The sequence below is a fragment of the Streptomyces sp. NPDC044063 genome, assembly GCF_056434285.1.
In genome coordinates, this window is record NZ_JBWKFM010000027.1 from 11,196 (window position 1) to 36,668 (window position 25,473).

Sequence of the window (25,473 nt, forward strand, 5' to 3'; positions counted from 1 at the left end):
GTGCAGAGCAACGACAACGACATCGCCATCATCGGTATGGCCTGTCGGTTCCCCGGAGCTGACGACTACCACCAGTTCTGGACCACCGTGGAGAGCGGTCGCTCGCACATCGGCGAGGTGCCCGGCAGCCGTTGGGACTGGCGGGCGTACGCGGACACGGAGGGTCCGGGCACCAGCAGGTGGGGCGCCTTCCTGAAGGACGTGGAGTCCTTCGACGCCGCGTTCTTCCGGGTGTCCCCGCTGGAGGCGGAGAGCATGGACCCGCAGCAGCGGATCATGCTCCACCTCGCCTGGTCCTGCCTCGAGGACGCCGCCGTGCGCCCCGGTGAGCTGGCCGGCAGCGATGTCGGGGTCTTCATCGGCGCCTTCAACCTGGACTACAAGGGGTTACAGGAAGCGGAGGCGCGCGAGCCCGCGGCGCACCACGCCACGGGCACGGCGGGCGCCGTCATCGCCAACCGCGTGTCCCACTTCTTCGACTTCACCGGCCCCAGCGTGACCGTCGACACGGCGTCCTCCGCGTCGCTGGACGCCGTGCACCTGGCGGTGCAGTCCCTGCGGCAGAAGGAGTGCGGCGTCGCGATCGCGGGCGGCATCAGCCTGGTGCTGACGCCCGAGCGGACCGTCTCGTTCTCCAAGGTCGGGATGCTGTCCCCGACCGGCTCCTGCAAGACCTTCGACGTCCGCGCGGACGGGTACGTGCGTGGCGAGGGCGGCGGACTGGTGCTCCTCAAGCCGCTCGCGGACGCCGTTCGCGACGGCGACAGCATCCACGGCGTCATCAGGGGCAGCGCCGTCAGCCACGGCGGGCGGACCCGCAGCCTCACCTATCCCAGCGCCGACGCGCAGGCCAGGGTCATCTCGAAGGCCTTCGCCCAGGCGGGAGTCCCGCCGGAGACCGTCGGTTACGTCGAGGCGCACGGCACCGGTACGCCGACCGGCGACCCGATCGAGGTCCGCGGACTGGTGGAAGGGTTCCGCAGGGCCCGGGGTGACGGCAAGGGGAAGGGCAAGGGCAAAGGCAAGGGATCCGGGCCGTACCACTACTGCGGAATCGGCTCGGTCAAGCCGAACATCGGCCACCTCGAAGCCGCCGCGGGGATCGCGGGCGTCATCAAGGTCCTGCTCTCGATGAAGCACAAGAAGATGCCCGGCCTGCCGGACTTCACCGAGCTGAACCCCGCCATCACGCTGGACAGGACGCCCTTCTACGTCGTGGACTCCCCGCGGGAGTGGGACGCGCCGCGCTCGGCGGCGGGCGAGCGGCTCCCGCGCCGCGCCGGGGTCAGCTCGTTCGGCTTCGGCGGGACGAACGCGCACGTGATCCTGGAGGAGGCGCCGGCCGGCGAGCCGGTCGCGCCGCGGCCCCGCCCCGCCCACCTCGTCTGTCTGTCCGGCCGGACCGGGACGGCGTTGCGGCGCCGGGCCGCGGACCTGGCGGACTGGCTCGGGCGCGCGGGCACCGACGTCGACCTGATGGACCTCAGCGCCACGCTGCTGCTGGGACGGGAACACTTCGACGTCCGCGCGTCGTTCGTCGTGCGGAACGTCGACGAGCTGCGTGACGCGCTGGACGACCTGGCACGCGAGGGCGCCGCCGCCGGCTGCTTCCACAACCTCGGTGCGGACCGCGGAGAAGAGGCCGCGTCCGCGCCCCGGCCCGAACTCCCCGGCTTCCACCTCGGCGCGGACGTCCCCGACCCCGAGTACGTCCAGCACCTCTCCGCCCTGGCCGAGTCCTTCGCCGCGGGCGCCGACCTCCGCGGGCGCGACCTCTTCTCCGCGGTCCGTACCGAGAAGCTCCGGCTGCCGACGTACCCCTTCGACGCGCGGCGGTACTGGATCACGGCCGACTCCGCGCCCGACTCCGCGCCCGACCTCCCGGCCGGGCAGCTCCCCCCGGAGCGGAGCGACCGACCGGAGGTCGCGGACCTGGTCCGGGCCGACCTCAGCCGCATCGCCTCCGGCGTGCTCAAGCTGCCGGCGGACGGCGTCCGACCGGCGGACAAGCTCTCCGACCTGGGCTTCGACTCCGTCGGCAACACCCGGCTGGCCGCCGAGCTGAGCGAGTACTACGGGATCGACCTCACGCCGTCGGACCTCTACACCCACTTCACGCTCGGCATGATCCAGGATCACTTGGTGCGGGATCACGGCGAAGCCGTGGCGCGGACGTACGAGGGGGCCGAGGGGACCGAGGCCCGGCCGTCCGTGCGGCGGGACAGCGCCGGGTCGCCGCGTCCGGAGCCCGTCTCCGTACCGGCCGCCGTTCCCGGCGAGGACGACATCGCCATCATCGGTCTGAGCGGACGCTTCCCGCAGGCGCGGACGGCCGACGACCTCTGGGACATCCTCGCGGGCGGCCGGGACGTGGTCGGGCCCCTTCCGGCGGAACGGCGGCGGGACTGGGCCGGGGCACCCGGCGACCACGCGCCCAGGGGCGGCTGGCTGCCGGGCGCCGCCGAGTTCGACCCGCTGTTCTTCGAGATCGTCCCCAGCGAGGCCGAGGCCATGGACCCGCGGCAGCGACTGCTGCTCCAGGAGTCGTGGCGGGCGCTGGAGGACGCGGGCTACGGCGCTGGGAAGCTCCGCGACAGCACGACGGGCATGTTCGTCGGCGCCGAGCAGGGCGACTACCAGCGGGTCGCCGGCAGCGGTGAGACCCTCACCTCCGCCCACGACGGCATCCTGGCCTCGCGCCTCGGGTACTTCCTGAACTTCTCCGGACCGGTCCTCGCGATCAACACGGCATGCTCCGCCGGGCTGGCCGCCGTGCACCAGGCCTGTGCGAGCCTGCGCACCGGCGAGTGCGACACCGCGCTCGCCGCGGGCGTCAACATCCTCGCGACCTCCCAGTTCCTCCAGCACGCCGACCGCGCCGGGATGCTGTCCGACGACGGCGTCTGCCGCCCCTTCGACAAGCGCGCCAACGGGATGGTCGTGGGCGAGGCGGTCGCCGTCGTGGTGCTGAAGCGCCTCTCCAAGGCCCTGGCGGACGGGGACCGGATCCACGCCGTCATCAAGGGCAGCGGCATCAACTACGACGGCCGTACGAACGGCATCACCGCGCCCAGCAGGACGGCGCAGTCCTCGCTGCTGCGCTCCGTGTACGAGCGGTTCGGCATCGACCCGAGCGGGATCGAGCACGTGGTCGCGCACGGCACCGGCACCCGGCTCGGCGACCCCATCGAGGTGAACGCCCTCGCCGACGCCTTCGGCCCGTACACGGACAAGAAGCAGTACTGCGCGCTGACGTCGGTCAAGAGCAACCTCGGGCACACCCTGGCCGCGTCCGGGGTGGTGAGCCTGATCGCCCTGGTGCAGTCGCTGCGGCACGAAACCCTGCCCGCCAGCCTCCACTGCGAGCAGGACAGCGACTACATCGACTGGGCGCGGAGCCCCTTCTACGTCAACAAGGAGACCCGCCCCTGGAAGAGCGGGCCCGGCGGGAGGCGGCTGGGGGCGGTCAGCTCCTTCGGGATCAGCGGAACGAACGCCCACGTCGTCGTCGAGGGGTACGAGGCGCCCGAGGCCGCGGACACCGGTGACCCCGCGCGTCCCCACCTCCTCGTGCTCTCGGCCAAGACCGGCGAAGCGCTGACGGCCAGGATCGCCGACCTCCTGGCCTTCCTGGAGAACAGGGGCCAGGACACGGCCGGTCTCGCCCGGATCAGCGCCACGCTCCTGGTCGGCAGGCACCACTTCGCGCACCGCTGCGCACTGCTCGCGGCGACGCCCGAGGAGGCCGCGCGACTGCTCCGCCGGATCCTCGAAGGCCAGGAGGGGCCCAACACGTTCCAGGGCGTGCGTCCGCGGGACTTCGCGCCGCAGGCCGCGCTCGCCGAGTACGCCGAGCAGCTGGTCGCGCGCGCGGGCGGCCCGACCGGCGACCGGGGCAAGCACCAGGACACCCTGCGCGCGCTGGCCGACCTGTACCGCCAGGGCTATGACCTGGAGTGGGAGGGCCTGTTCGGCGACCGGGTGCCGCCGGTCACGTCCCTGCCCACCTACCCCTTCGCCCGCGAGGAGTTCTGGATCGAAGGGCGGGACGAGCCCGAGGCGGCGCGACCGCGCGGCGCGGGCCACGGGAGCGAGGACCTGCACTTCTACGTGCCGCGCTGGGTCGCGGCGGACACCACGGCGGACACCACGACGGAACCGGGCCCCGGTCCGACCCTGCTGCTCCTCGACGACGAACCGGCGCGCGTCGCGCTCTTCCGCCGGCACCACGCGGGAGCCGTGATCCAGGTGAGCTCCGGCGCGTCGTTCGAGGAGCGCGCCGCCGACCACTACGTCGTCGACCGGCTCGGCCAGGCGGACTTCGACCGGCTGCTGGCCGCCGTGGGTCTCCCGGGCCGGACCCCGCTCGCCGTCGTCAACCTGTGGCCCCTGGCATCGGACGGCTCCCACCGCACGGTCGAGCTGGAGAGCCTGCTCCACTTCTTCCGGGCGGCACACCGCACCGGGCTGGAACACGAAGTCCAGCACCTGTCCGTCGTCCCGGGGGAGCTGGGGCCGGCCGGAGCGGCGACGCAGTCGCTCTCGGGGTTCGCGCGGGCCATGACCCCGGTGAACCACCTGATCCGGATGAACACGCTCCAGCTGGACGGGGCGCCGGACGCCGAGTCCGTGGTGGCCGGCGTCCTCGACGAACTCCGCGTCCTGGAGGGGACGTCCGCGCGCGGGCAGGAGGCCCGGCGTTCCGGTGGCGTCCGTTCGACGAGGGTGCTGCGACGGTGGACCGCCGGCGTGGACGCCGTGCCGTCCGGCCTGCCGCTGAAGGAGAACGGCGTCTACGTCATCAGCGGTGGGGCGGGCGAACTCGGCCGGCACCTCGGCACGTACCTCGCCGAGCGGTGCCGGGCGCGGCTCGTCCTGCTCGGCCGCAGGGCCCTCGACGCGGGCCTGCGGGAGAGGATCGCGGCGCTGGAGGCGGCGGGCGCGCAGGTCGCGTACCTGCGGTGCGACGTCGCCGACCGCGACGCGGTGCGCGCCGCGATCGACGCGGCCCGGGCGCGGTTCGGCCGGCTGGACGGGGTCTTCCACAGCGCGGGCGTCATGGGCGGCAGCGACGTACTGACGGCGACGAAGGCCGACTTCGACGGGGTCCTGGCACCCAAGGTGCACGGAACCGTTCACCTGGACGAGATGACGCGCGAGGAGTCGCTGGACTTCTTCGTCCTGTTCTCGTCGATCGCCGCCCACGTCGGCGACTTCGGGCAGGGCGGCTACGCGGCCGCCAACCGCTTCCTCGACGCCTACGCCCACCACCGTGAGGCGCTGCGGGCCGGGGGCGAGCGCAGCGGCCGGACCGTCTCGGTCGACTGGCCCTACTGGGACGAGGGCGGCATGCTCGGGGACATCGAGCGGGACGCCACGTCGAAGGCCCTCTACTTCGACCACTCCGGCCTGCGCGGCCTCGGGACGTCGGAAGGCATCGGGGCGCTGATGACGATCCTGGCCTCGGACGAGACGCAGGTCGTGGTGGCCAAGGGCGACCGGGAGAGGATCGAACGGGTCCTGCGTGTCGCCGAGCGCGAGTCGGCACCGGTGTCCGCCCCGCGCGAGCAGCCGGGCCCGGCCGCCGAGCCGGCCGCGACGGCCGCCCCCGACCTGTTCACCGGGGCCGTCGACCACCTCAAGGGCATGATCTCCCAGGTCTTCAGGATCAAGCCGGAGCGCATCGACGCCGCCGCCGAACTCGGCGAGTACGGCATCGAGTCGATCCAGATCCTGGAGCTGCTGCGACTGCTGGGCAAGGACTTCGACTCGGTCCCCGGCACGCTGTTCTTCGAGTACCGCACCATCCGCGACCTGGCCGGGTACTTCGTGCGCGAACACGCGGAGCGGATGACGGCACTGCTCGACACCGGCCGGACGACCGCCGCGGCGACCGCCACCGCGGCGATCCCCGCCGTGCCGGCGGCCACGACCGGGCGGGCCCGGGTGACCGCGCGCGTCGAGCCGTCGAGCCCGTCCGGGAGGTCCCGGGACGTGGCCGTCATCGGGATCAGCGGCCGCTACCCCCACGCCGCCGACCTCGACCGGTTCTGGGACGTGCTGCGCGAGGGCGAGGACTGCATCGAGGAGATCCCGCCGCACCGGTGGGACAAGGACGCGTACTACGCCCCCGGGGCCAGGCCCGGCAGGACCACCAGCAAGTGGGGCGGCTTCATCGACGGGGCCGAGAATTTCGACAGCATGTTCTTCGGCATCCCGCCCAAGCGGGCCGCCGCGACCGACCCGCAGACGCGCCTCGTCCTCCAGGCGGCCTGGGCCGCCATGGAGGACGCCGGATACACCCGGCGGGGCCTGAACCCCGACGGGTCCGGGAAGGTCGGCGTGTACCTGGGCATGACCTGGAACGAGTACCAGCTCTACAGCGGCCAGGACGTGTCCGACCGCGCGGAGGCCGCCAACCTCGTCTCGTACTTCCTCGACCTCCACGGGCCGAGCCTCACCGTCGACACGGCCTGCGCGTCCTCGCTGTACGCGGTCGCCATGGCGTGCGAGAGCATCAGGAGCGGCGAGACGTCGATGGCCTTCGCGGCGGGCGTGAACCTGTCGCTGCACCCGAACAAGTACGTGGCGCTCAGCCAGCTGAACTTCCTCGCGGCCGACGGACGCTGCCGTTCGTTCGGGGAGGGCGGCACCGGTTATGTTCCCGGGGAGGGCGTGGGCTGTGTCCTGCTCAAGTCCCTGGACCGGGCCGTCGAGGACGGCGACCACATCCACGCCGTGATCCGGGGCGTGGCGACGCGGCACGGCGGACGGACCAACGGCACCACCGTGCCCAACCCGTCGGCGCAGGCCGACCTGCTGGTCGCCGCGCTGCGGGACGCCGGGATCTCCGCGGACGACGTCAGCTACGTCGAGGCGCACGGGACCGGTACGTCGCTGGGCGACCCGATCGAGATCACCGGTCTGACCCGGGCGTTCCGCGAGGACACCGACAGGACGGGGTTCTGCTCGATCGGCTCGGTCAAGTCGAACATCGGCCACCTGGAGGCCGCGGCGGGCATCGCGAGCATCACCAAGGTGGTCCTGCAGATGCGGCACGGGATGATCGCGCCCTCGCTGCACGCGCGGAAGCTCAACCCCTACATCGACTTCTCCGCCTCGCCGGTCCGCGTCCAGCAGGAGCTGGAGCCGTGGAAGCGGCCCGTGCGGACCGTCGCCGGGGTGACCACGGAGGTGCCCCGCATCGCCGGCGTCTCCTCGTTCGGCGCCCATGGCGCCATCGCCCACGTGCTGCTCGAGGAGTACGACCGGCCGGACGACCGGCCGGTCCCCGCCCCGGCACCGGAGCTGGTGGTGCTGTCGGCGAAGAACGCCGAGCGCCTGCGTGAGAAGGTGCGCGCGCTGGTGCACTGGCTCCCGGAAGGGGGCCGGACCGCCCGGCTCGCGGACATCGCGTACACGCTCCAGGTCGGCAGGGAGGCCATGGAGGAGCGGCTCGCCCTGCTGGTGGGGAGCCGGGACGAACTGCTCGAGAAACTCCGGGCGTTCCTCGACGGCGACCGGGACATCGACGGTGTGCGCCACGGCCGGACGCGGGTGACCCGCGAGGCGCTCGCGGACTTCGAGGCCGACGAGGACAAGCAGCGCACGGTGCGGCGCCGGCTCGAGCACGGTGAGCACGGCGAGCTGATGGACCTTTGGGCGGACGGCCTGAGCGTGGACTGGGAGCTCCTCGCCCGCACCACGACGCCGCGCCGCGTCCCCCTGCCCACGTACCCCTTCGCTCCCGAGCGCCACTGGGTCACCGCCCCGAGCGCGGCGGGAGCGGCCGTGGACGGCGGCGCCCGGTCGCACCCGCTGGTGCACACCAACACCTCGACCCTGGAGGCCCAGCGGTTCGACTCGGTGTTCTCCGGCGACGAGTTCTTCCTGCGGGACCACGTCGTCAAGGGCGACCGCGTGCTGCCGGGCATGGCGTACCTGGAGATGGCACGGGCGGCAGTGACGGCGTCCGTCGAGAACCACCCGGGTGGGCTGACGCTGCGCAACGTGGTGTGGGCGCACCCCGTCAAGGCCGGGGAGCGGCCCGTCCGCGTCCGCACGGAGCTGTACGCCACCGGGGACGGCGAGGTCGCCTTCGAGATCTCCGGTGTGCCGGAGACGGCCGGTGAGGAGGCCGGTGACGAGGCGGTGCCCGTGGTGCACAGCCAGGGCGTGGTCTCGCTCGGCGAGCCGGCGTCCGCCGACCCGGTGGACCTGGCCGGCCTGCGGGCCGCGTGCGCGGAGACGCGGCTCGACGCGGAGCACTGCTACCAGGCCTACCAGCGGCTCGGCCTGGCGTACGGGCCCGCGCACCGCGGCGTCGAGAGCGTGTGGGCCGGGGACGGCCAGGTGCTCGCCCGGCTGCGGCTGCCCGCCGAGGTGCACGACTCGCTCGACGCGTTCGTGCTCCACCCGAGCCTGCTGGACTCGGCGTCGCAGGCGGCGATCGGCCTGGGCCTCCAGGACGCGGCCCACATCCCGTTCGCCCTGGACGAGCTGCGGGTCCTCGGACCGTGCCAGGAGGTGATGTGGGCCTGGGTGCGTCGCAGCGCCGACGACCGGCCCGGGAGCCGGGTGCGCAAGCTCGACATCGACCTGTGCGACGGATCGGGCGTCGTCGCCTGCCGGTTCAAGGGGTTCTCCGCCAGGCCCTACGAGGCCGGGGACGCGACCACGCGGTCCCGGCCGGAACCGCCCGCCCTGGAGGCTCCCGAGCCGTCGGACGCCGCTGCCGCCGCACCGGCCGGGCCGGCCGTGAGCGGGGACGGGCTCGACGAGGGGACCTCCCGGTACCTCATCGGGCTGCTGGCGTCGGAGCTCGGCATGGCGGCGGACCGGATCGACGCCGACGACGCGTTCGAGGTCTACGGCATCGACTCCGTCATGACGCTGGCCCTGACCACCAGGCTGGAGCAGGTCTTCGGCTCGCTGCCCAAGACCCTGTTCTTCGAGTACCAGAGCATCCGCGCCCTGACGGGGTACTTCCTGGAGGCCCACGAGGACGAGCTGCGGAACCTGCTCGGTGCGGACGCGCCGGTGCCGGCGACCGGTTCCCCGGCCGCCCGTCCCGTCCCGGCCTCCCGTCCGCGCTTCGCGCGGGTGACCCGGAGGGTGACGCGGCCCCGCCCCGGGAGCGCGGCGGGCTCCGTCGACGTGGCCGTCGTCGGCCTGGCGGGGCGCTACCCGCAGGCGCGGTCGGTCCAGGAGTTCTGGCGGAACCTGGCCGAGGGCAAGGACTGCGTCACCGAGGTGCCGCGGGACCGGTGGGACCACAGCCGGTTCTTCGACCCGGACGTCAACGCCGCCGGGCGGACGTACTCGAAGTGGGGCGGCTTCCTGGAGGGGGCGGACCGCTTCGACCCGCTGTTCTTCAACATCTCTCCGCGCGAGGCGGAGTACATGGACCCGCAGGAGCGGCTGTTCCTGGAGTGCGTGCAGGAGACGTTCGAGGACGCGGGCTACACCCGTGCGGCGCTGGGCCGCGATCGCGGCGAGGGCGGCCCCGGCGGGAACGTCGGCGTGTTCGTCGGGGTGATGTACGAGGAGTACCAGCTGTACGCCGCCCAGGAGCAGGCCAGGGGCCGCAACCTCACGCTGGCCGGCAGCGCGTCGTCGATCGCGAACCGCGTGTCGTACTTCTTCGATCTCCACGGGCCGAGCATGGCCGTCGACACGATGTGCTCCTCGTCGCTCACGGCGATCCAGCTGGCGTGCCAGAGCCTGCTGACGGGCGGCTGCGAGCTGGCCGTCGCGGGCGGCGTGAACCTCTCCCTGCACCCCAACAAGTACCTGATGCTCGCGGGCGGCAGGTACCTGTCGAGCAAGGGGCAGTGCGAGAGCTTCGGCCGGGGCGGCGACGGTTACGTCCCCGGCGAGGGCGTCGGCGCCGTCCTGCTGAAGCCGCTGGCGAAGGCGGAGGAGGACGGCGACACGATCTACGGCGTCATCCGGGGCGTGGCCGTCAACCACGGCGGGAAGACGAACGGCTACTCGGTTCCCAACCCCCGCGCGCAGGACGACGTCATCGGCCGGGCACTGCGGGAAGCGGGCGTCGACGCGCGGTCGGTGAGCTACGTCGAGGCGCACGGCACCGGCACGTCGCTCGGCGACCCGATCGAGGTCGCGGGCCTGACGCGGGCGTTCCGCGCGTACTCGGACGACAAGCGGTTCTGCGCGATCGGTTCGGTGAAGAGCAACATCGGCCACGCGGAGAGCGCCGCCGGCATCTCGGGTCTGACCAAGGTGCTGCTGCAGATGAAGTACGGGCAGCTGGTGCCCTCGCTCCACTCGGACGTGCTGAATCCGCACATCGACTTCGAGAACAGCCCCTTCTACGTGCAGCGCGGGCTGACGGAGTGGAAGCGCCCGCTGTCGGCCGACGGCACGGAGCTGCCGCGCGTCGCCGGGGTCTCCTCCTTCGGCGCGGGCGGCTCCAACGCCCACCTGATCGTCGAGGAATACGTCCCCGAGCCGGTGCGCCAGGGCCACCAGGAGGGCCCGGAGGTCGTCGTCCTCTCCGCGAGGACACCGGAGGCCCTGCGAGAACGGGCCGAGCGGCTGGTGCGGTGGCTCGACGACGAGGACGGCGCCGGGGCTTCGCTCGCGGACGTCGCGCACACCCTGCGGACGGGCCGGGAGGAGTTCGAGGAGCGCCTCGGTCTGGTGGCGGACACGACCGCCGACCTCGTCGCCAAGCTGACGCGCTTCCTCGGCGACGGTGACGTCCCCGGTCTCCACCGGGGGACGGTCAAGCGGCGCGGGGACGACGCGCTGCGGCTCTTCGCCGCGGACGACGACATGGCCGGCACGCTGGGCGCCTGGGCCGAGAAGGGCAAGTTCGACAAGCTGCTCAAGCTGTGGGTGACGGGCGTGACGGTCGACTGGGGCAGGCTCCCCCGGCGGGGCGTGCCGCGTCGCATCCCGATGCCGACCTACCCCTTCCAGCGCGAGCGCTACTGGCCCACCACGAGCACGGAGACCGAGCGGCCGCCGGCGGCCGCGGCGCGGCTCCACCCCTTGGTGCACACGAACACGTCCGGTCTGAGCGGGCAGCGGTTCACCTCCGTGTTCACCGGGGACGAGTTCTTCCTGGCCGACCACCGCGTGCGCGGTGAGCGTGTGCTCTCCGCCGCGGCCTGCCTGGAGCTGGTACGTGCCGCTGTCGAGGCCTCACTGGACGAGCCGCACGGCGCGCTGACCATCGCCGACACCGTGTGGGCGCGGCCGGTGACGGTGGGGGAGGGGCACCGGGCCGTCGAGGTGCGGCTGCTGCCCAGGGGACAGGACGAGATCGGCTACGAGATCGTCGGCCCGCGCGTCGACGGGGACCCGGTGGTCCACGGCGAGGGCGTGGTGCGGGTGCCGCTGGAGCCCGCCGCGGCCCCCACGGACGCCGAGGTGGACATCGCGCGCCTGCGCACGGAGTGCGGGAGCACCGTGGTGGACGCCGACCAGGTCTACGACTGGTTCCGGGCGCAGGGCATCGCGTACGGCCCCGGTCACCGGGGCGTCGAGCGCCTGTGGATCGGTGACGGCCAGGTCCTGGCCCGGCTGACGCTGCCGGAGGCCGTCGGCACGACCCTGCGGACCTACGGGCTGCACCCCGCCCTGCTGGACTCCGCGCTCCAGGCCTGCGTCGGCATGGTGCCGGGGGAGGGAGCGCCGCGCGAACTGCTCCTGCCGTTCGCCGTGGACGAGGTGCGGGTGCTCGGCGCGTGCACCGCGTCGATGTGGGCGTGGGTGCGCACCGGCGCCGACGCGCCGGCGTCCGCCGGTGCCGCGGTCCGCCGTCTCGACATCGACCTCTGCGACGACGCGGGGAAGGTGAGCGTGCGGCTCCGGGGCGTCTCGCTGCGGGCGCTCCCGGCGGAGCGGCCCACGGGTGAGCTGCTCGCCGCGCCGCGCTGGGTCGCCCACGAGCGGACGCGGGACGCGGAGCAGGCGGAGGGCACGCCGGCCGGGCTCGCCCTGCTCATCGGTCTTCCCGAGGTCGCGGAGGCGCTGCGGGCCCGGGGAACCGGGCGGGTCGTGCTCCTGGACTCTCCGTCGACGAGCGTCGACGGGCGGTACTCCGACCACGCCCGGCAGGTCTTCGCGACGGTCAGGGAACTGCTCGCCGAACGGACGCACCACGCCGTCCACGTCCAGCTGGTCGCCCCGGCCGACGCGGACGCGTGGCTGCCGACGGGCCTGGCGGGCATCCTGAAGACGGCTCAGCTGGAGAACCCCCGTGTCTCGGGGCAACTGGTCCTGGTGGACCCGCAGGACGGTCCGGAGCGTGCCGCGTCCCAGGTGGAGGCCGACCGGGCCGCGCCGAAGGACGCGGCGGTCCGGTACCGGTCCGGTGTGCGCGAGGTGCTGCGGTGGCACGAGTTCGAGGGCGACCCCGAGCCCCCGCTGCCGTGGAAGGACGGCGGCGTCTACCTGATCACCGGTGGTGCCGGTGGGCTGGGCGCGCTGTTCGCGCGGGACATCGCCACGAAGGTGGACCGGCCCCGGCTCGTGCTGACCGGACGTGCCGCGCCGGACGAGGGCAAGGAAGAGCTCCTGGAGCGGCTGCGGCTGCTGGGCGCCGAGGCGGAGTACCGTCAGGCGGACGTCGGCGTCGAGGAGGACGTCACCGCGCTCGTGGACCGGATGCGCCGGACGTACGGCGGCGTGGACGGGATCCTGCACTCCGCCGGGGTGCTCAGGGACGGCTTCATCCTGAAGAAGTCGACCGAGGAGTTCTCCGCCGTTCTCGCCCCGAAGGTCTCCGGGCTGGTGCACCTGGACACCGCGACCCGGGACGCGGACCTGGACTTCCTCGTCCTCTTCTCGTCCTTCACCGGTGCGTTCGGCAACGTGGGACAGGCCGACTACGCGGCGGCGAACGCGTTCATGGACGCCTACGCGGCGCACCGGAACGGGCTCGTGGCACAGGGCGCGCGCCGGGGCCGGACGGTGTCGGTCAACTGGCCGCTGTGGGCCGACGGCGGGATGCACGTCGACGCGGGCGTCGAACGGTGGCTGCGGGAGCGGTTCGGCCTGATCCCGCTGCGCGAGGACACCGGGGTGCGGGCCCTGTACCGGGCGCTGGCCGCGCCGGAGGACCAGGTCCTCGTCCTCGAAGGCGAGCGGGCCCGGATGCGGCACACCCTGCTGGCCGCGCCCGAGCCCGAGCCCGGGTCCACGCCCGCACCGCGGGGCACGGAGGAGCGTCGCTCGGCGCCCGAGGTGTCGGCGGCGCCCGAGGTGTCGGCGGTGTCGGCGGTGCCGGAGAGGACGGAAGGCCTGGCCGGCCGGGCCGAGGCGTACTTCAAGAAGCAGCTGTCGTCGGTGATCAATCTGCCTCCGGCCAAGATCGACGCGGAGGCGACCCTCGACGACTACGGCGTCGACTCCGTGATGACCATGGACATGACGCGGGCCCTGGAGGAGGTCTTCGGGCCGCTGTCGAAGACCCTGTTCTTCGAGCACCGCACCATCGAGGCGCTCGCCGCACACTTCCTCGAAGCCCACCCCGACCGCATGCGCGAACTCCTGTCCGCGGGGGAGAACGGTCCGGGTGGCGGCGGAACGGCCCACGCCACCTCGTCGACGAACGCCGGCTCCTCGACGAGCGCCGCCGAACAGCAGCGCGCGTGGCGGGTCTCCGTACCTGTCTCCACCGCGTCCCCCGCGCGGGCCGTCGCTCAGGAGGCGGTCACCGAGGGGCGGATGGACATCGCGATCGTCGGCCTGGCGGGCCGTTACCCGCAGGCGCGCGACGTGGCGGAGTTCTGGGAGAACCTCGCGGCGGGCAGGGACAGCGTCACGGAGATCCCCGAGTCCCGTTGGGACCACGGGCAGTTCTTCGACCCGCGCAAGGACGCCGCCGGAAAGTCGTACAGCAAGTGGGGCGGGTTCGTCGACGGCGCGTACGAGTTCGATCCGCTGTTCTTCAACATCTCCCCGCGCGAGGCGGAGATCATGGACCCGCAGGAGCGGCTGTTCCTCCAGTGCGTCCACGAGACGCTGGAGGACGCCGGCTACACCCGGGGTGGCCCGAAGAGCCGGACCGGCAACGTGCCGGCCGGCCGGGTCGGTGTGTTCGTCGGTGTGATGTACGAGGAGTACCAGCTCTACGGCGCCCAGAACCAGCTGCTGGGCGGCGCCTCGGCGGTCGCGGGCAGCTCGGCCTCCATCGCCAACCGGGTGTCGCACGTCTGCGGCTTCCACGGTCCGAGCATGAGCGTCGACACGATGTGCTCGTCCTCGCTGACGGCCGTCCACCTCGCCTGTCAGAGCCTGCGGACCGGTGAGTCCGACATGGCGGTCGCGGGCGGTGTCAACCTCTCGCTGCACCCGAACAAATACCTGCTGCTGAGTCAGGGCAAGTTCGCCTCCACCGACGGCCGGTGCCGGAGCTTCGGGGCCGGCGGTGACGGCTATGTGCCCGGCGAGGGCGTGGGCGCGGTCCTGCTGAAGCCGCTGGCGAAGGCGATCGCCGACGGGGACAGGATCCACGGCGTCATCAAGGGCACCGCGGTCAACCACGGCGGCGGCGCCGGCGGTTACACCGTGCCCAACCCCAAGGCGCAGTCGGAGGTCATCGGCCGCGCCCTGGACACGGCCGGGGTCGGCGCGCGTGCGGTGAGCTACGTCGAGGCGCACGGCACCGGGACCGCGCTGGGCGATCCGATCGAGATCACGGCCCTGTCGAACGCCTTCCGGGACCACACGGGTGACAAGGGGTTCTGCGCCATCGGTTCGGTGAAGAGCAACATCGGCCACGCCGAGAGCGCCTCGGGCATCGCGGGCATCACCAAGGTGCTCCTCCAGATGCGGCACGGCAAGCTGGCGCCGTCCCTGCACGCCGAGACGCTGAACCCGCACATCGACTTCGCGGACACCCCGTTCGTCGTCCAGCGCGAACTGGCCGACTGGGACCGGCCCGTCCTGCCCGGTGGCGGCACGGGTGCGCGCGTCGCCGGGATCTCGTCCTTCGGCGCGGGCGGATCCAACGCCCATGTCGTCATCGCGGAGTACGTGCGGGACGGCCACGAGGAGGCGTACCCGCTCGACCCAGCGCTCGGTGCCGTGGTGCCGCTCTCGGCGCGGACCGAGGACGGGCTGCGGGCGCGGGCCGAGGGCCTGCTGGAGTGGCTGGAACGGCCGGAGAACGCGGCCGTGGAGCTGGCGGACGTGGCCTACACGCTGCAGGTCGGACGGGAAGCGATGGAGGAGCGCCTGGGCGTTTCCGCCGCGTCCCTGCCGGACCTGGTGGCGGCGCTGCGCGCCTTCCTGACCCCGGACGGCCCGGACGGCGGCGCCGCCGGGACCGCGGTGCGCGGCTCGACCAGGGGCGAGAGCGGCGTACGGACGCTGTTCTCCGCCGACGCCGATCTGAGCACGATGATCTCGTCCTGGGCCGGCAAGGGGAAGTACGACAAGATCCTGGAGCTGTGGGCGAACGGTGTGCCCGTCGACTGGAACGTTCTCTACGACGGCCGCAGGCCGCGCCGCATCGGGCTGCCGGCCTACCCCTTCGCCCGCGAGCGCTACTTCCCCTTCGACGGCCAGCCGCTCGTCGTGGGAGAGCGGGCCGATCGGGGCGAGCCCCGGGCCGTCGCGCCCGCGGAGCGCGCGCGGCCCCTCGTCTTCACCGAGGCCTGGGAGCCGGAACCCCTGACGGAAGGCCCGGCGCGGCGGCTCGGCAGCGTCATCTGCCTGTGCAGCGGTGCCGAGCGCCAGGCCGAGGTCGCGCGGGCGGTCCGCGCGCTCGACCCCGGAGCGCGCGTCGCCTTCGTCGGGCGGGGCACCTCCTTCCGCCGGGTCTCCCCGGACGCGTACGAGGTCCGTCCGGAGGAGGGCGGCGACTACACGGCCGCGTTCGGCGCCATCGCCGCGAGCCACGGCGCCGTCGACGCCGTCTGGGACCTCTGGAAGCTGGAACCGGGTTCGCGCCCCGACGACGTCGGCGAGGTCGTCCTCGCCCTCCAGGCGCTGGCCCGGGCCGAGGTCCCCGCGCGGCGGTTCGTACTCGCGGGCCGGTACCGCGACGGCGTCGAGCGCGCCCACCTCGAAGCGGCCGTCGGTTTCGAGCGCTCGCTCGGGCTCGTACTGCCGCGGACCGCGTTCACGGTCGTGCTCCAGGACGCCGCCGATCCGCGGCGGCCCGGCGGCCTCGCGGACTGGGCCGGGCGGCTGGCAGCCGAAACGCACCAGGAGACCGCGTCCAGCGCCCTGTACCGGGACGGCGGGCGCTACGTCAGCCGCGTACGGGAGACGGAGGTGACCGAGGCTCCCAGCGCCTTCAAGCGCGGCGGGACCTACCTCGTCACCGGCGGTCTCGGCGGCCTCGGGCTGCTCGTGGCCGAGCACCTCGTCCGCACCTACGGGGCCAACACCGTGCTGACCGGCCGCTCCGCACCGGACGCACGCCGGCAGGAGAGGCTGCGCGCACTCGGCGCCGACAAGGTCCTGTACGTGCGTGCGGACGTCTGCGACGCGGGCGACATGAAGCGCGCCCTGGCGCAGGCACGTGAGCGGTTCGGAGCCGTCCACGGCGTCATCCACGCCGCGGGAGTCGAGGGAGAGGGAAGTGTCCTCGACAAGAGCGTGGCCTCGTTCGAGCGGACGACGGCCGCCAAGGTCGCGGGCACCCTCGCGCTCGACGAGGCACTGGCCGGCGAAGTCCTCGACTTCGTCTGCTACTTCTCCTCGACCTCCGCGGTGATCGGCGACTTCGGCACCTGCGACTACGCGTTCGGCAACCGCTTCCAGACGGCCTACGCCGCCCACCGCGGCGAACGCGGCGCCGCCGGGGAGGTCTCCGGCAGGACCGCGGTGATCAACTGGCCGCTGTGGCGCGACGGGGGCATGGGCCTCGACGACGACGCGACCGACCTGTACCTGCGCTCCAGCGGTCAGGGCCTCCTGGAGACGGAGGACGGACTGCGGCTGTTCGAGACCCTGCTGGCGCAGGACGCCGTCCAGCACATGGTGGTGGTCGGGGAGCCGGGCCGGGTGCACCGCTTCCTCGGTCTGCTGCCGCCACCGTCGTCGGTGGTCGCCGCCGCGGAGCCCGCCGTCAGGTCGGTCACCGCGTCCGTCGCCCCGTCCGTCGCGCCGTCCGTCGCGCCGCGTCCCGGGCCGTCGGGGACGGGCGTCGACGAGGGCCTGGCCCAGGACCTCCGGGACATCGTCCGCCGCGTCGTCAAGGTCTCGCCCGACAGGATCCACGAGGACGACAACCTCTCCGAGTACGGCTTCGACTCGGTGAGCCTCGTCGAACTGGCCACCGGCATCGGCGAGCGCATCGGCGTCGAGATCACACCGTCGGTCTTCTTCAGCCACCCCACGCTCAGGAAGCTGCGGAACCACCTCGTCGGCAAGCACCGCGACGTCCTGGAGGCGCTGTACGGCGCGGCGCCCGCGCCGACGGTGGTCGAGCCCGCCGACGTGCCCGTTCGCAAGGACCGGGAGGAGACGACGCCGGCCGCACAGGCGGTGGGGTCCGCGGGCGACGACGAAGCCGTTGCCGTCATCGGCATGAGCGGGCGCTTCCCCGGCGCGGGCGACGTCGACGAGCTGTGGTCCGTCCTCGCGGAAGGCCGCGACGTCGTCGGCCCGGTCGGTGCCGAACGGCTCGCGCTGTGGGGCGAGCCGGCGGACAGCCCGCTCGGTGCCTTCCGCTGCGGACAGCTCACGGGGCCGGAGGAGTTCGACCCGCTGTTCTTCGAGATCTCCCCCAGGGAGGCCCGCGCCCTGGACCCGCGTCAGCGGCTGCTCCTGCAGGAGTCCTGGCGGGCGCTGGAGGACGCGGCGTGGAAGCCCGGCTCGCCGGGCAGGGTCGGGATGTTCGTGGGCGTCGAGCACGGCGACTACGAGGGTCTGGCCGGGAGCACGGGCAGCATCACCGCCAACCACGACGGTGTGCTCGCCGCGCGGCTCGCCCACTTCCTCGACTTCAACGGCCCGGTCATGGCGATCAACACCGCCTGCTCGTCCGGGCTCGTGGCCGCCCACCAGGCCGTCCTGAGCCTGCGCGCCGGCGAGTGCGACACGGCCCTCGCGGCGGGCGTCAGCCTGATCACCACGCCCCGGCAGCTCACCGACATGCGGCAGGCGGGAATGCTGTCGGAGGACGGCGTCTGCTACGCCTTCGACGAGCGGGCCGACGGCATGGTGCTCAGCGAGGCCGTCGCCGTCGTCGTGCTGAAGCGGCTGTCGGCGGCCATCGCGGACGGGGACCGGATCCACGGCGTCATCCGCGCCAGTGGGATCAACCACGACGGCAGGTCCAACGGCATCACCGCCCCCAACGGTGCCGCGCAGGCCGAACTCCTGCGGTCGACCTACGAGAAGCACGACGTCGACCCGGCGGAGATCGACTACCTGGTCGCCCACGGCACGGGCACCCGGCTCGGCGACCCGGTGGAGGTCAACGCGCTCAACGACGTCTTCACCGGCCTCACCGACAGGCGCCGGTACTGCGCGCTGACCTCGACCAAGCCCAACGTCGGCCACACGCTCGCCGCGTCCGGGCTGGTCAGCCTGATCGGGATCCTCCAGGCCATGCGCCACGAGACCATCCCGGCCAGCCTCCACTGCGAGCGCGAGAGCACGTACATCGACTGGCAGGACAGCCCGTTCTTCGTGAACCGGGCGAACAGACAGTGGCCGCGCACGGCGGGACGCGAGCGCGTCGCGGCCCTGAGCGCCTTCGGAATGAGCGGAACCAACGCACACATGGTGGTGGAGAGCTTCGTGACGCCCGAGACCGAGCACGACACGGCGGTGCCCGCCCACCTGTTCGCCGTGTCGGCCAAGGACCCGGAGGCGCTGCGGCGACGGGTCGCCGACCTGGTCGACTTCCTCGACGGCGGTGCCGGCGGGCACGCCCCGCGTGAGATCAGCGCGACGCTGCTCGACGGCCGGGCCCACTTCCGGCACCGGTGCGCCGTGGTGGCCCGCGACACGGGTGAGGCCGTGCGCCTGTTCCGCGACTGGCTGGGCGGCGCGACGGTGCCGGGCGCCGTCGACGGCAGCGTGTCCAAGGGCTTCGCCCCGCGGGCCGATGTGCTGGAGTCCGGCAACGACCTGGTGCGCGAGGCGTACCCGCTGCGCCACGACCGGCAGGCGTTCACGGAGGCGCTGCGCGCCGTCGCGAAGCTCTACTGCCAGGGATACGACCTGGACTGGCGGGAGCTGTTCGGCGGCAGGCGCCCGGCTCCCGTGTCGCTGCCCGGTTACCCGTTCGCCAAGAGGCCCTGCTGGCCCACCGACGTCGCGCCCCAGCCGGCGCCGGTACGTGCCGAGGCGGTCGGGGGCGGAACCGCCGAGGGCGGGACCGTCGACGACGCCCGGCTGCGACGGGTGATCACGGACTCCGGGAGCGGCCGGGGCTTCGACGACGATCTCCTGTGCGGGCTGCTGGTCGCGCAGTTACGGGAACTCGGCATGGCGGCGGACGGCAGCGGCTCCGTCGCCGCCCTCCGGGACGGCCTGAAGCCGGGCCGGGTCCACGGCCGCTGGCTCGACGAGAGCCTCCGCTTCCTGGCGGAGCACGGCTACCTGGAACTGGACGCGGACCGCTACGCGCCGACCCCGGGGGCGGCCGAGGCCGGTGCCACCGCGTGGCGCCGCTGGGCGGCCGTCCGCCGGGACAGCGGAGACACGAACCCCTACGTCAACCTCATGGACCAGGCGATCCGCGGGCTCCCCGACGTCCTCTCCGGACGCCGCAGGGGAACCGACGTGATCTTCCCCGATGCCTCGACGGCGCTGGTCGAGGGCGTCTACCGGCGCTGCGACAGCGCCGAGGCCCTCAACGAGATCGTCGCGGAGCAGGTGGCGGACCGCGTCGAGGCCCTGCTGGCCGCCGGTCCCGGCCGCCGGGTTCGCGTACTGGAGATCGGCGCGGGCACGGGTGGCACCACCGAGAAGGTGCTGAACGCACTGAGCCGGCACCGGGACGCCATCGCGGAGTACTGCTACACCGATGTCTCCGCCCACTTCCTGCGCGCCGGGAAGAAGGAGTTCGGCGCCGAGCACCCGTACCTGCGCTGCGAGCACTTCGACGTGGAGCGGAGCCCGGCGGGACAGGGCCTGGCCGAGGGGGCCTACGACATCGTCCTCGCGACCAACGTCCTCCACGCCACCGGCGACGTCCGGGCGGCGGTGCGCCACGCGCGGGCCCTGCTGGGGCACGACGGCACGCTCGTGCTGAACGAGCTGTCCGCCCGCACCCTCTTCTCGCACCTGACCTTCGGCCTGCTCGACGGGTGGTGGCTCTACCGGGACCCGGAGCTGCGCATCGACGGGTGCCCCGCGCTGGAGCCCGGCCGCTGGCGGGAGGTGCTGCGCGACGAGGGCTTCGCGGCCGTCTCCTTCCCCGCCGCCGCGGCCCATGACGCCGGGCACCAGGTCGTCGTCGCCCGCACCGGCGCCGGGGCGACCGCGCCGGACCCGGGCCACCAGGACCGGGACGCGAACGGCCGTGACGCGAACGGCCACGACGCGCGCGAACTCGACGCGCACGTGCGGCGCGCGATCGTGGCACAGCTGCGGAAGGCCCTGGAACTGGAGGAGCACGAGATCCACGTCGAGGACTCGTTCGCGGACTACGGCGTGGACTCCATCGTCGGCGTCCAGCTGGTCCGGGACCTCAACGAGATCCTCGGCGGGGTGCTGGAGCCTGTGGATCTGTTCGACCACAGCTCGGTCCGGCGGCTGGCGGCCTACGTCACCGAGAACTTCCCGGAGCGGGTCGGCGCCCTCCTGACGCGACCCGGTCGGGCCCAGGACGCGGCACCGGCGGCACCGGTGGCACCCCCGGCGGCCGCGGCCGGCGCCGACGCGGTGCGGGCCGGGGCCACCCCACCCCCGCACCTGGAGCCGATCGCGATCGTCGGCATGAGCGGGCGGTTCGGCCGGGCGGAGAGCGTCGACCGGCTGTGGGAGCACCTCGCCCAGGGGGAGAGCCTGGTCGGCGAGATCACCCGCTGGGACATCTCGCGGTTCGCCGAGCCCGGCGCCGACGTCCCCCGTCACGCGTCGCTGATGAACGACATCGACCTGTTCGACCCGGCGTTCTTCCAGATCTCCGGCGTCGAGGCGACCTACATGGACCCCCAGCAGCGCATCGCCCTGGAGGAGTCCTGGCGGGCGCTGGAGGACGCGGGCTACGCCGGAGCGGGGGCCCGGAGCACCGACTGCGGCGTCTACATCGGTACGCAGCCCGTCGACTACCTGCCGTCGCCCGGGGCGGACACCCCGGCCCAGGCCATGTGGGGCAACGCCGAGTCGATCATGCCGGCCCGCATCTCGTACCACCTCGACCTGCGGGGCCCCGCCATCGCCGTCGACACGGCGTGCTCGGGTTCGCTGGTCGCCGTGCACCTGGCGTGCCAGGCACTGCGCGCGGGCGAGATCGACATGGCCCTTGCGGGCGGGGTCTCCGTCCAGTGCGCGCCCCACTACTACCTCCAGGCCCACCGGGCGGGGATGCTCTCCCCGACCGGGCAGTGCCACACCTTCGACGAGCGGGCGGACGGCTTCGTACCCGGCGACGGCGTCGGCTTCGTCGTCCTCAAGCGCCTGAGCGACGCGCTCGCCGACGGCGACCACATCCACGGCCTCGTCCGAGGCTCCGGCCTCAACCAGGACGGCACGTCCAACGGCATCACCGCGCCGAGCGCGAAGTCCCAGGAGCGGCTGGAGCGGGCCGTCTACGACAAGTACGGCGTCGACCCGGCCGACATCGGGCTCGTCGAGGCGCACGGCACCGGCACCCGGCTCGGCGACCCCATCGAGTTCCAGGCGCTGACCCGCGCCTTCCGCGGCTACACGGACAAGCGGGAGTACTGCGCCATCGGCTCGGTGAAGACCAACATCGGTCACACGTCGCCGACGGCGGGCCTGTCCGGGCTCATCAAGATCCTCCTCGCGCTGCGGCACCGCGAGATCCCGCGCTCCCTCAACTTCGAGCGGGGCAACGCGCTCATCGACTTCGCGGCGAGCCCGTTCTACGTCAACACGGTCCACCGGGAGTGGACCACCGAGGAGGGCCGTCCGCGGCTCGCGGCACTGAACTCCTTCGGGTTCAGCGGCACCAACGCCCACATGGTGATCGAGGAAGCGCCCGAACGGCCGCGCGGTGGGGCGCGCCCGGCCGCTCACCTCGTCGTGCTCTCCGCCCTCTCCCACGAGCAGCTCCGCACCCAGGCCCAGCGGCTGACGGAACACCTGAGCGCCCACCCCGGCACCGACCTGGGCGACGTCAGCCTGACGTTGCTGCTCGGGCGCAGACACTGCGCGGTCCGGCTGGCCTGCGTCGCGCGGACCACCGGCGAGCTGGAGGACCGGCTGCGGGAGTGGCTGTCGACCGGACGCGAGGAGCACGTGCGCGTCGCCGACCTCTCCGAGGGCCGCCGGGGCGGGGACATCGAGCAGGAGCGGCACGGCGACTCCCTCATCCGGCGGTGCGCCGCCGGTGCGCCGGAGAGCGAGCGCGCCGAGCACCTCGCGGTCGTCCGCGACCTCTACCTCCAGGGCTGTGAACTGGAGTACGCGGAGCTCTTCGCCGGCGGCGAGCACCGGCGGACCCCGCTGCCGACGTACCCCTTCGAGCGCCGGCGGTACTGGCTGCCCGAGGCGGTCGAGGCCCCGAGCAGGCCCCCCGTCGCGCGCGTGGAGCCCGTACCCGCGAGCCCCGTACCCGCTGAGCCCGTACCCGCTGAGCCCGTACGCGCGGAGCGCCCGGCGCTCCCGGCGGACGGGAACCACCTGACGCTGGCCCCCGTCTGGGTCCGGGACCAGGCACCCGCGGAGGAGCCCTCCCCGCGGGCCGGCGTGGTCGTGTTCGGCGCGGACGCCACCGAACGCGCCCGTCTCGCCGAGGTGTTCGGCGCGCCCTCCTTCCTCGACGTCGAGCCCACGGCCGGCGTGGACGAGCTGACCGCGCGGCTGCGGGCCGTCGGGGACATCCGGCACCTCGTCTGGATCTCGCGGACGGGGGAGGACTCGGACGCCACCGCGCTGCTGCGGCGGACCGACGCCGGGGTGATCGCGTTCTTCCGCCTCGTCAAGGCGCTGCTCGCGCTGGGGCACGCGGGTTCGGACCTGACCTGGACCGTCGTCACCCGGCAGACGCAGCCCGTACGGCGCGGCGAGCGGGTCCACCCCGCCGACGCGGGCGTGCTGGGCCTGGCCGGCGTGATGGCCAAGGAGCTCCCCAACTGGCGGGTGAACGCGCTCGACCTCGGCGTGGGCGACGCCCTCCCCGTGACCGCCCTGATCGGTGCCGACGCGCGGCCGGTGCGGGCGCTGCGGGGCGGGCAGTGGTTCCGCCGGCGGCTGGCGCCCGCCGCGCTCGCCGAGCCGTCCGGCAGCCCGTACACCAGGGGAGGCGTCTACGTCGTCCTGGGCGGGGCCGGTGGTCTCGGCGAGATCTGGAGCGAGGACGTGATCCGGCGCTTCGGGGCCCAGGTCGTGTGGATCGGCAGGCGGGAGCTGGACGACGACATCCAGCGCAAGATCGACAGGCTGGCCGCCCTCGGTCCCGCGCCCTGGTACGTCCGCGCCGACGCCGCCGACCGGGAGTCGCTCACCGCCGCCCACGCGCGGATCACGCGGCGTTTCGGCAGGGTCAACGGCGTCGTCCACTCCGTGTTCGGCCTGGTGGACCAGAGCCTGCCCAACACCGAGGAGCGGCGGTTCCGGCTCGGCCTGAGCGCCAAGCTCGACGCCGGCGCGTGGACGGCCGAGGTCTTCGACGCCGACGACCTGGACTTCATGCTGTTCTTCTCGTCGATCTCCTCGCTCAACCCGGCCATGGGCTATTGCAGTTACGTCGCCGGCAGCGCCATCGAGGACGCCCTCTCCCACCGCCTGTCCGCCGAGCGGTCCTACCCCGTGCGGGTGGTCAACTGGGGGTACTGGGGTGCGGTGGGCAGCGGTCTCGACGTGCCGCAGCACATCAGGGAGCGGCTGTACGAGCAGGAGGGGCTGGCCGACATCGACCCTGCCCTCGCCATGGACACCGTCGAGCGGCTCCTGGCCTCGCCGCTGGTGCAGGTGGCCCACCTCAACACGCGCAAGCCGGAGAAGTTCGAGTCGTTCGACGGCCGGGAGTCGGTCCGCGTGCTGGGGTCCGCGGTGCGCGGGCCCGCGCTCGCCCCGGCCCTGCCGTCGCGCGCCGACCAGGTGCGGGCCGTCCGTACCGGCACCAAGGCCAAGGCGATGGAGCTGGACGAGGTCCTGGCCCGGCTGCTCTGGTGCGACCTGCGGGAACGCGGCTGGTTCGACAGGCGCGTCTTCGACGTGGCGTCCTTCATGCGGGACAACGGGGTCCTGCCCGGGTTCGACCGGTGGGTCGGGGAGTGCTTCGCCGTCCTGACGCGCTTCGGCCACATCCAGGAGACCGGCGACGGGTCCTTCACCGCCGTCGGCGACCGGTCCGACGCGCGGGCGGCCGAGCGGGAGTGGGAGCGCGGCAAGCGGGTGTGGCTCGCCGATCCCGAGCTGCGGGCCACGGCCGTGCTGGCCGACCGGACCTTCCGGGTGGTCACCGGGATCCTGACGGGGACGACGTCGGCCGTCGAGGTCATCTTCCCCGGCTCCTCACTGGAGTTCGTCGAGGGCATCTACAAGCACAACATGATCGCGGACCACTTCAACGACGTCGCCGGCGACTGCGTGGTGGAGCTGGTCGAGCGCAGGATCGCCGAGGACCCCGACGCCCGGGTCCGCCTCTTCGAGGTGGGCGCGGGCACGGGCGGCACGACGGCCACGCTGATGCCGCGGCTCAAGCCGTACGCGCGGAACATCGCCGAGTACTGCTACACCGACATGTCGAACGCCTTCCTCATCCACGGCACGCGCGAGTTCGGCGCGGACAACCCCTTCCTGCGCTGCCGGCTGTTCGACGCGAGCAGGCCCGTGGCGGAGCAGGGCTTCACCGAGGGCGCCTACGACATCATCGTCGCGACCAACGTGCTGCACGCCACCCGGGACATCCGCGAGTCGCTGCGCAACGCCAAGGCGCTGATGAGGCCCGGCGCCGCGGTGGTCATCAACGAGATCTCCGAGTACACGCCGTTCAGCCTGCTCACGTTCGCGCTCCTGGACGGCTGGTGGCTCTACGACGACCCGGAGCTCCGCGCCGAGGGCGGCCCCGCCCTCGAGCCCGCGATGTGGCGGTCCGTGCTGGAGTGGGAGGGCTACGAGCCGATCGAGTTCCCCGCCGCCGACGCCCACCTGCTCGGCCAGCAGGTCGTCGTGGCCTACAGCGACGGGGTGATCCGGCAGACCCGCGGCGGCGAGCGGCCGGACGCCGTCGAGGCACCGGCCGCCGCGACGCCCGCCGCGCCGCCGGCGACCGGTGCGGACCCGGAGCCCCGTACGGAGGCCCGGGTGGACCCGGGAGCGCTCAAGAACGCCGTGGTCACCTACCTCAAGGACCTGGTGGCGCGCACGTTGATGATCCCGGCGGACTCCGTCAAG

The 25,473-nt window shown here is 73.3% G+C and carries 1 protein-coding gene (cut by a window edge); it reads left to right on the plus strand.

Annotated features, from left to right (window positions below; all coding sequences use genetic code 11):
- Positions 1-25,473, plus strand: the 5' portion of a protein-coding gene (locus tag AC07BS_RS27575) for an SDR family NAD(P)-dependent oxidoreductase (RefSeq protein WP_478934828.1). Its footprint extends 2,331 nt past the window's final position; the window shows 25,473 of its 27,804 coding nt (coding positions 1-25,473); it begins with the start codon at positions 1-3; the stop codon falls past the right edge of the window.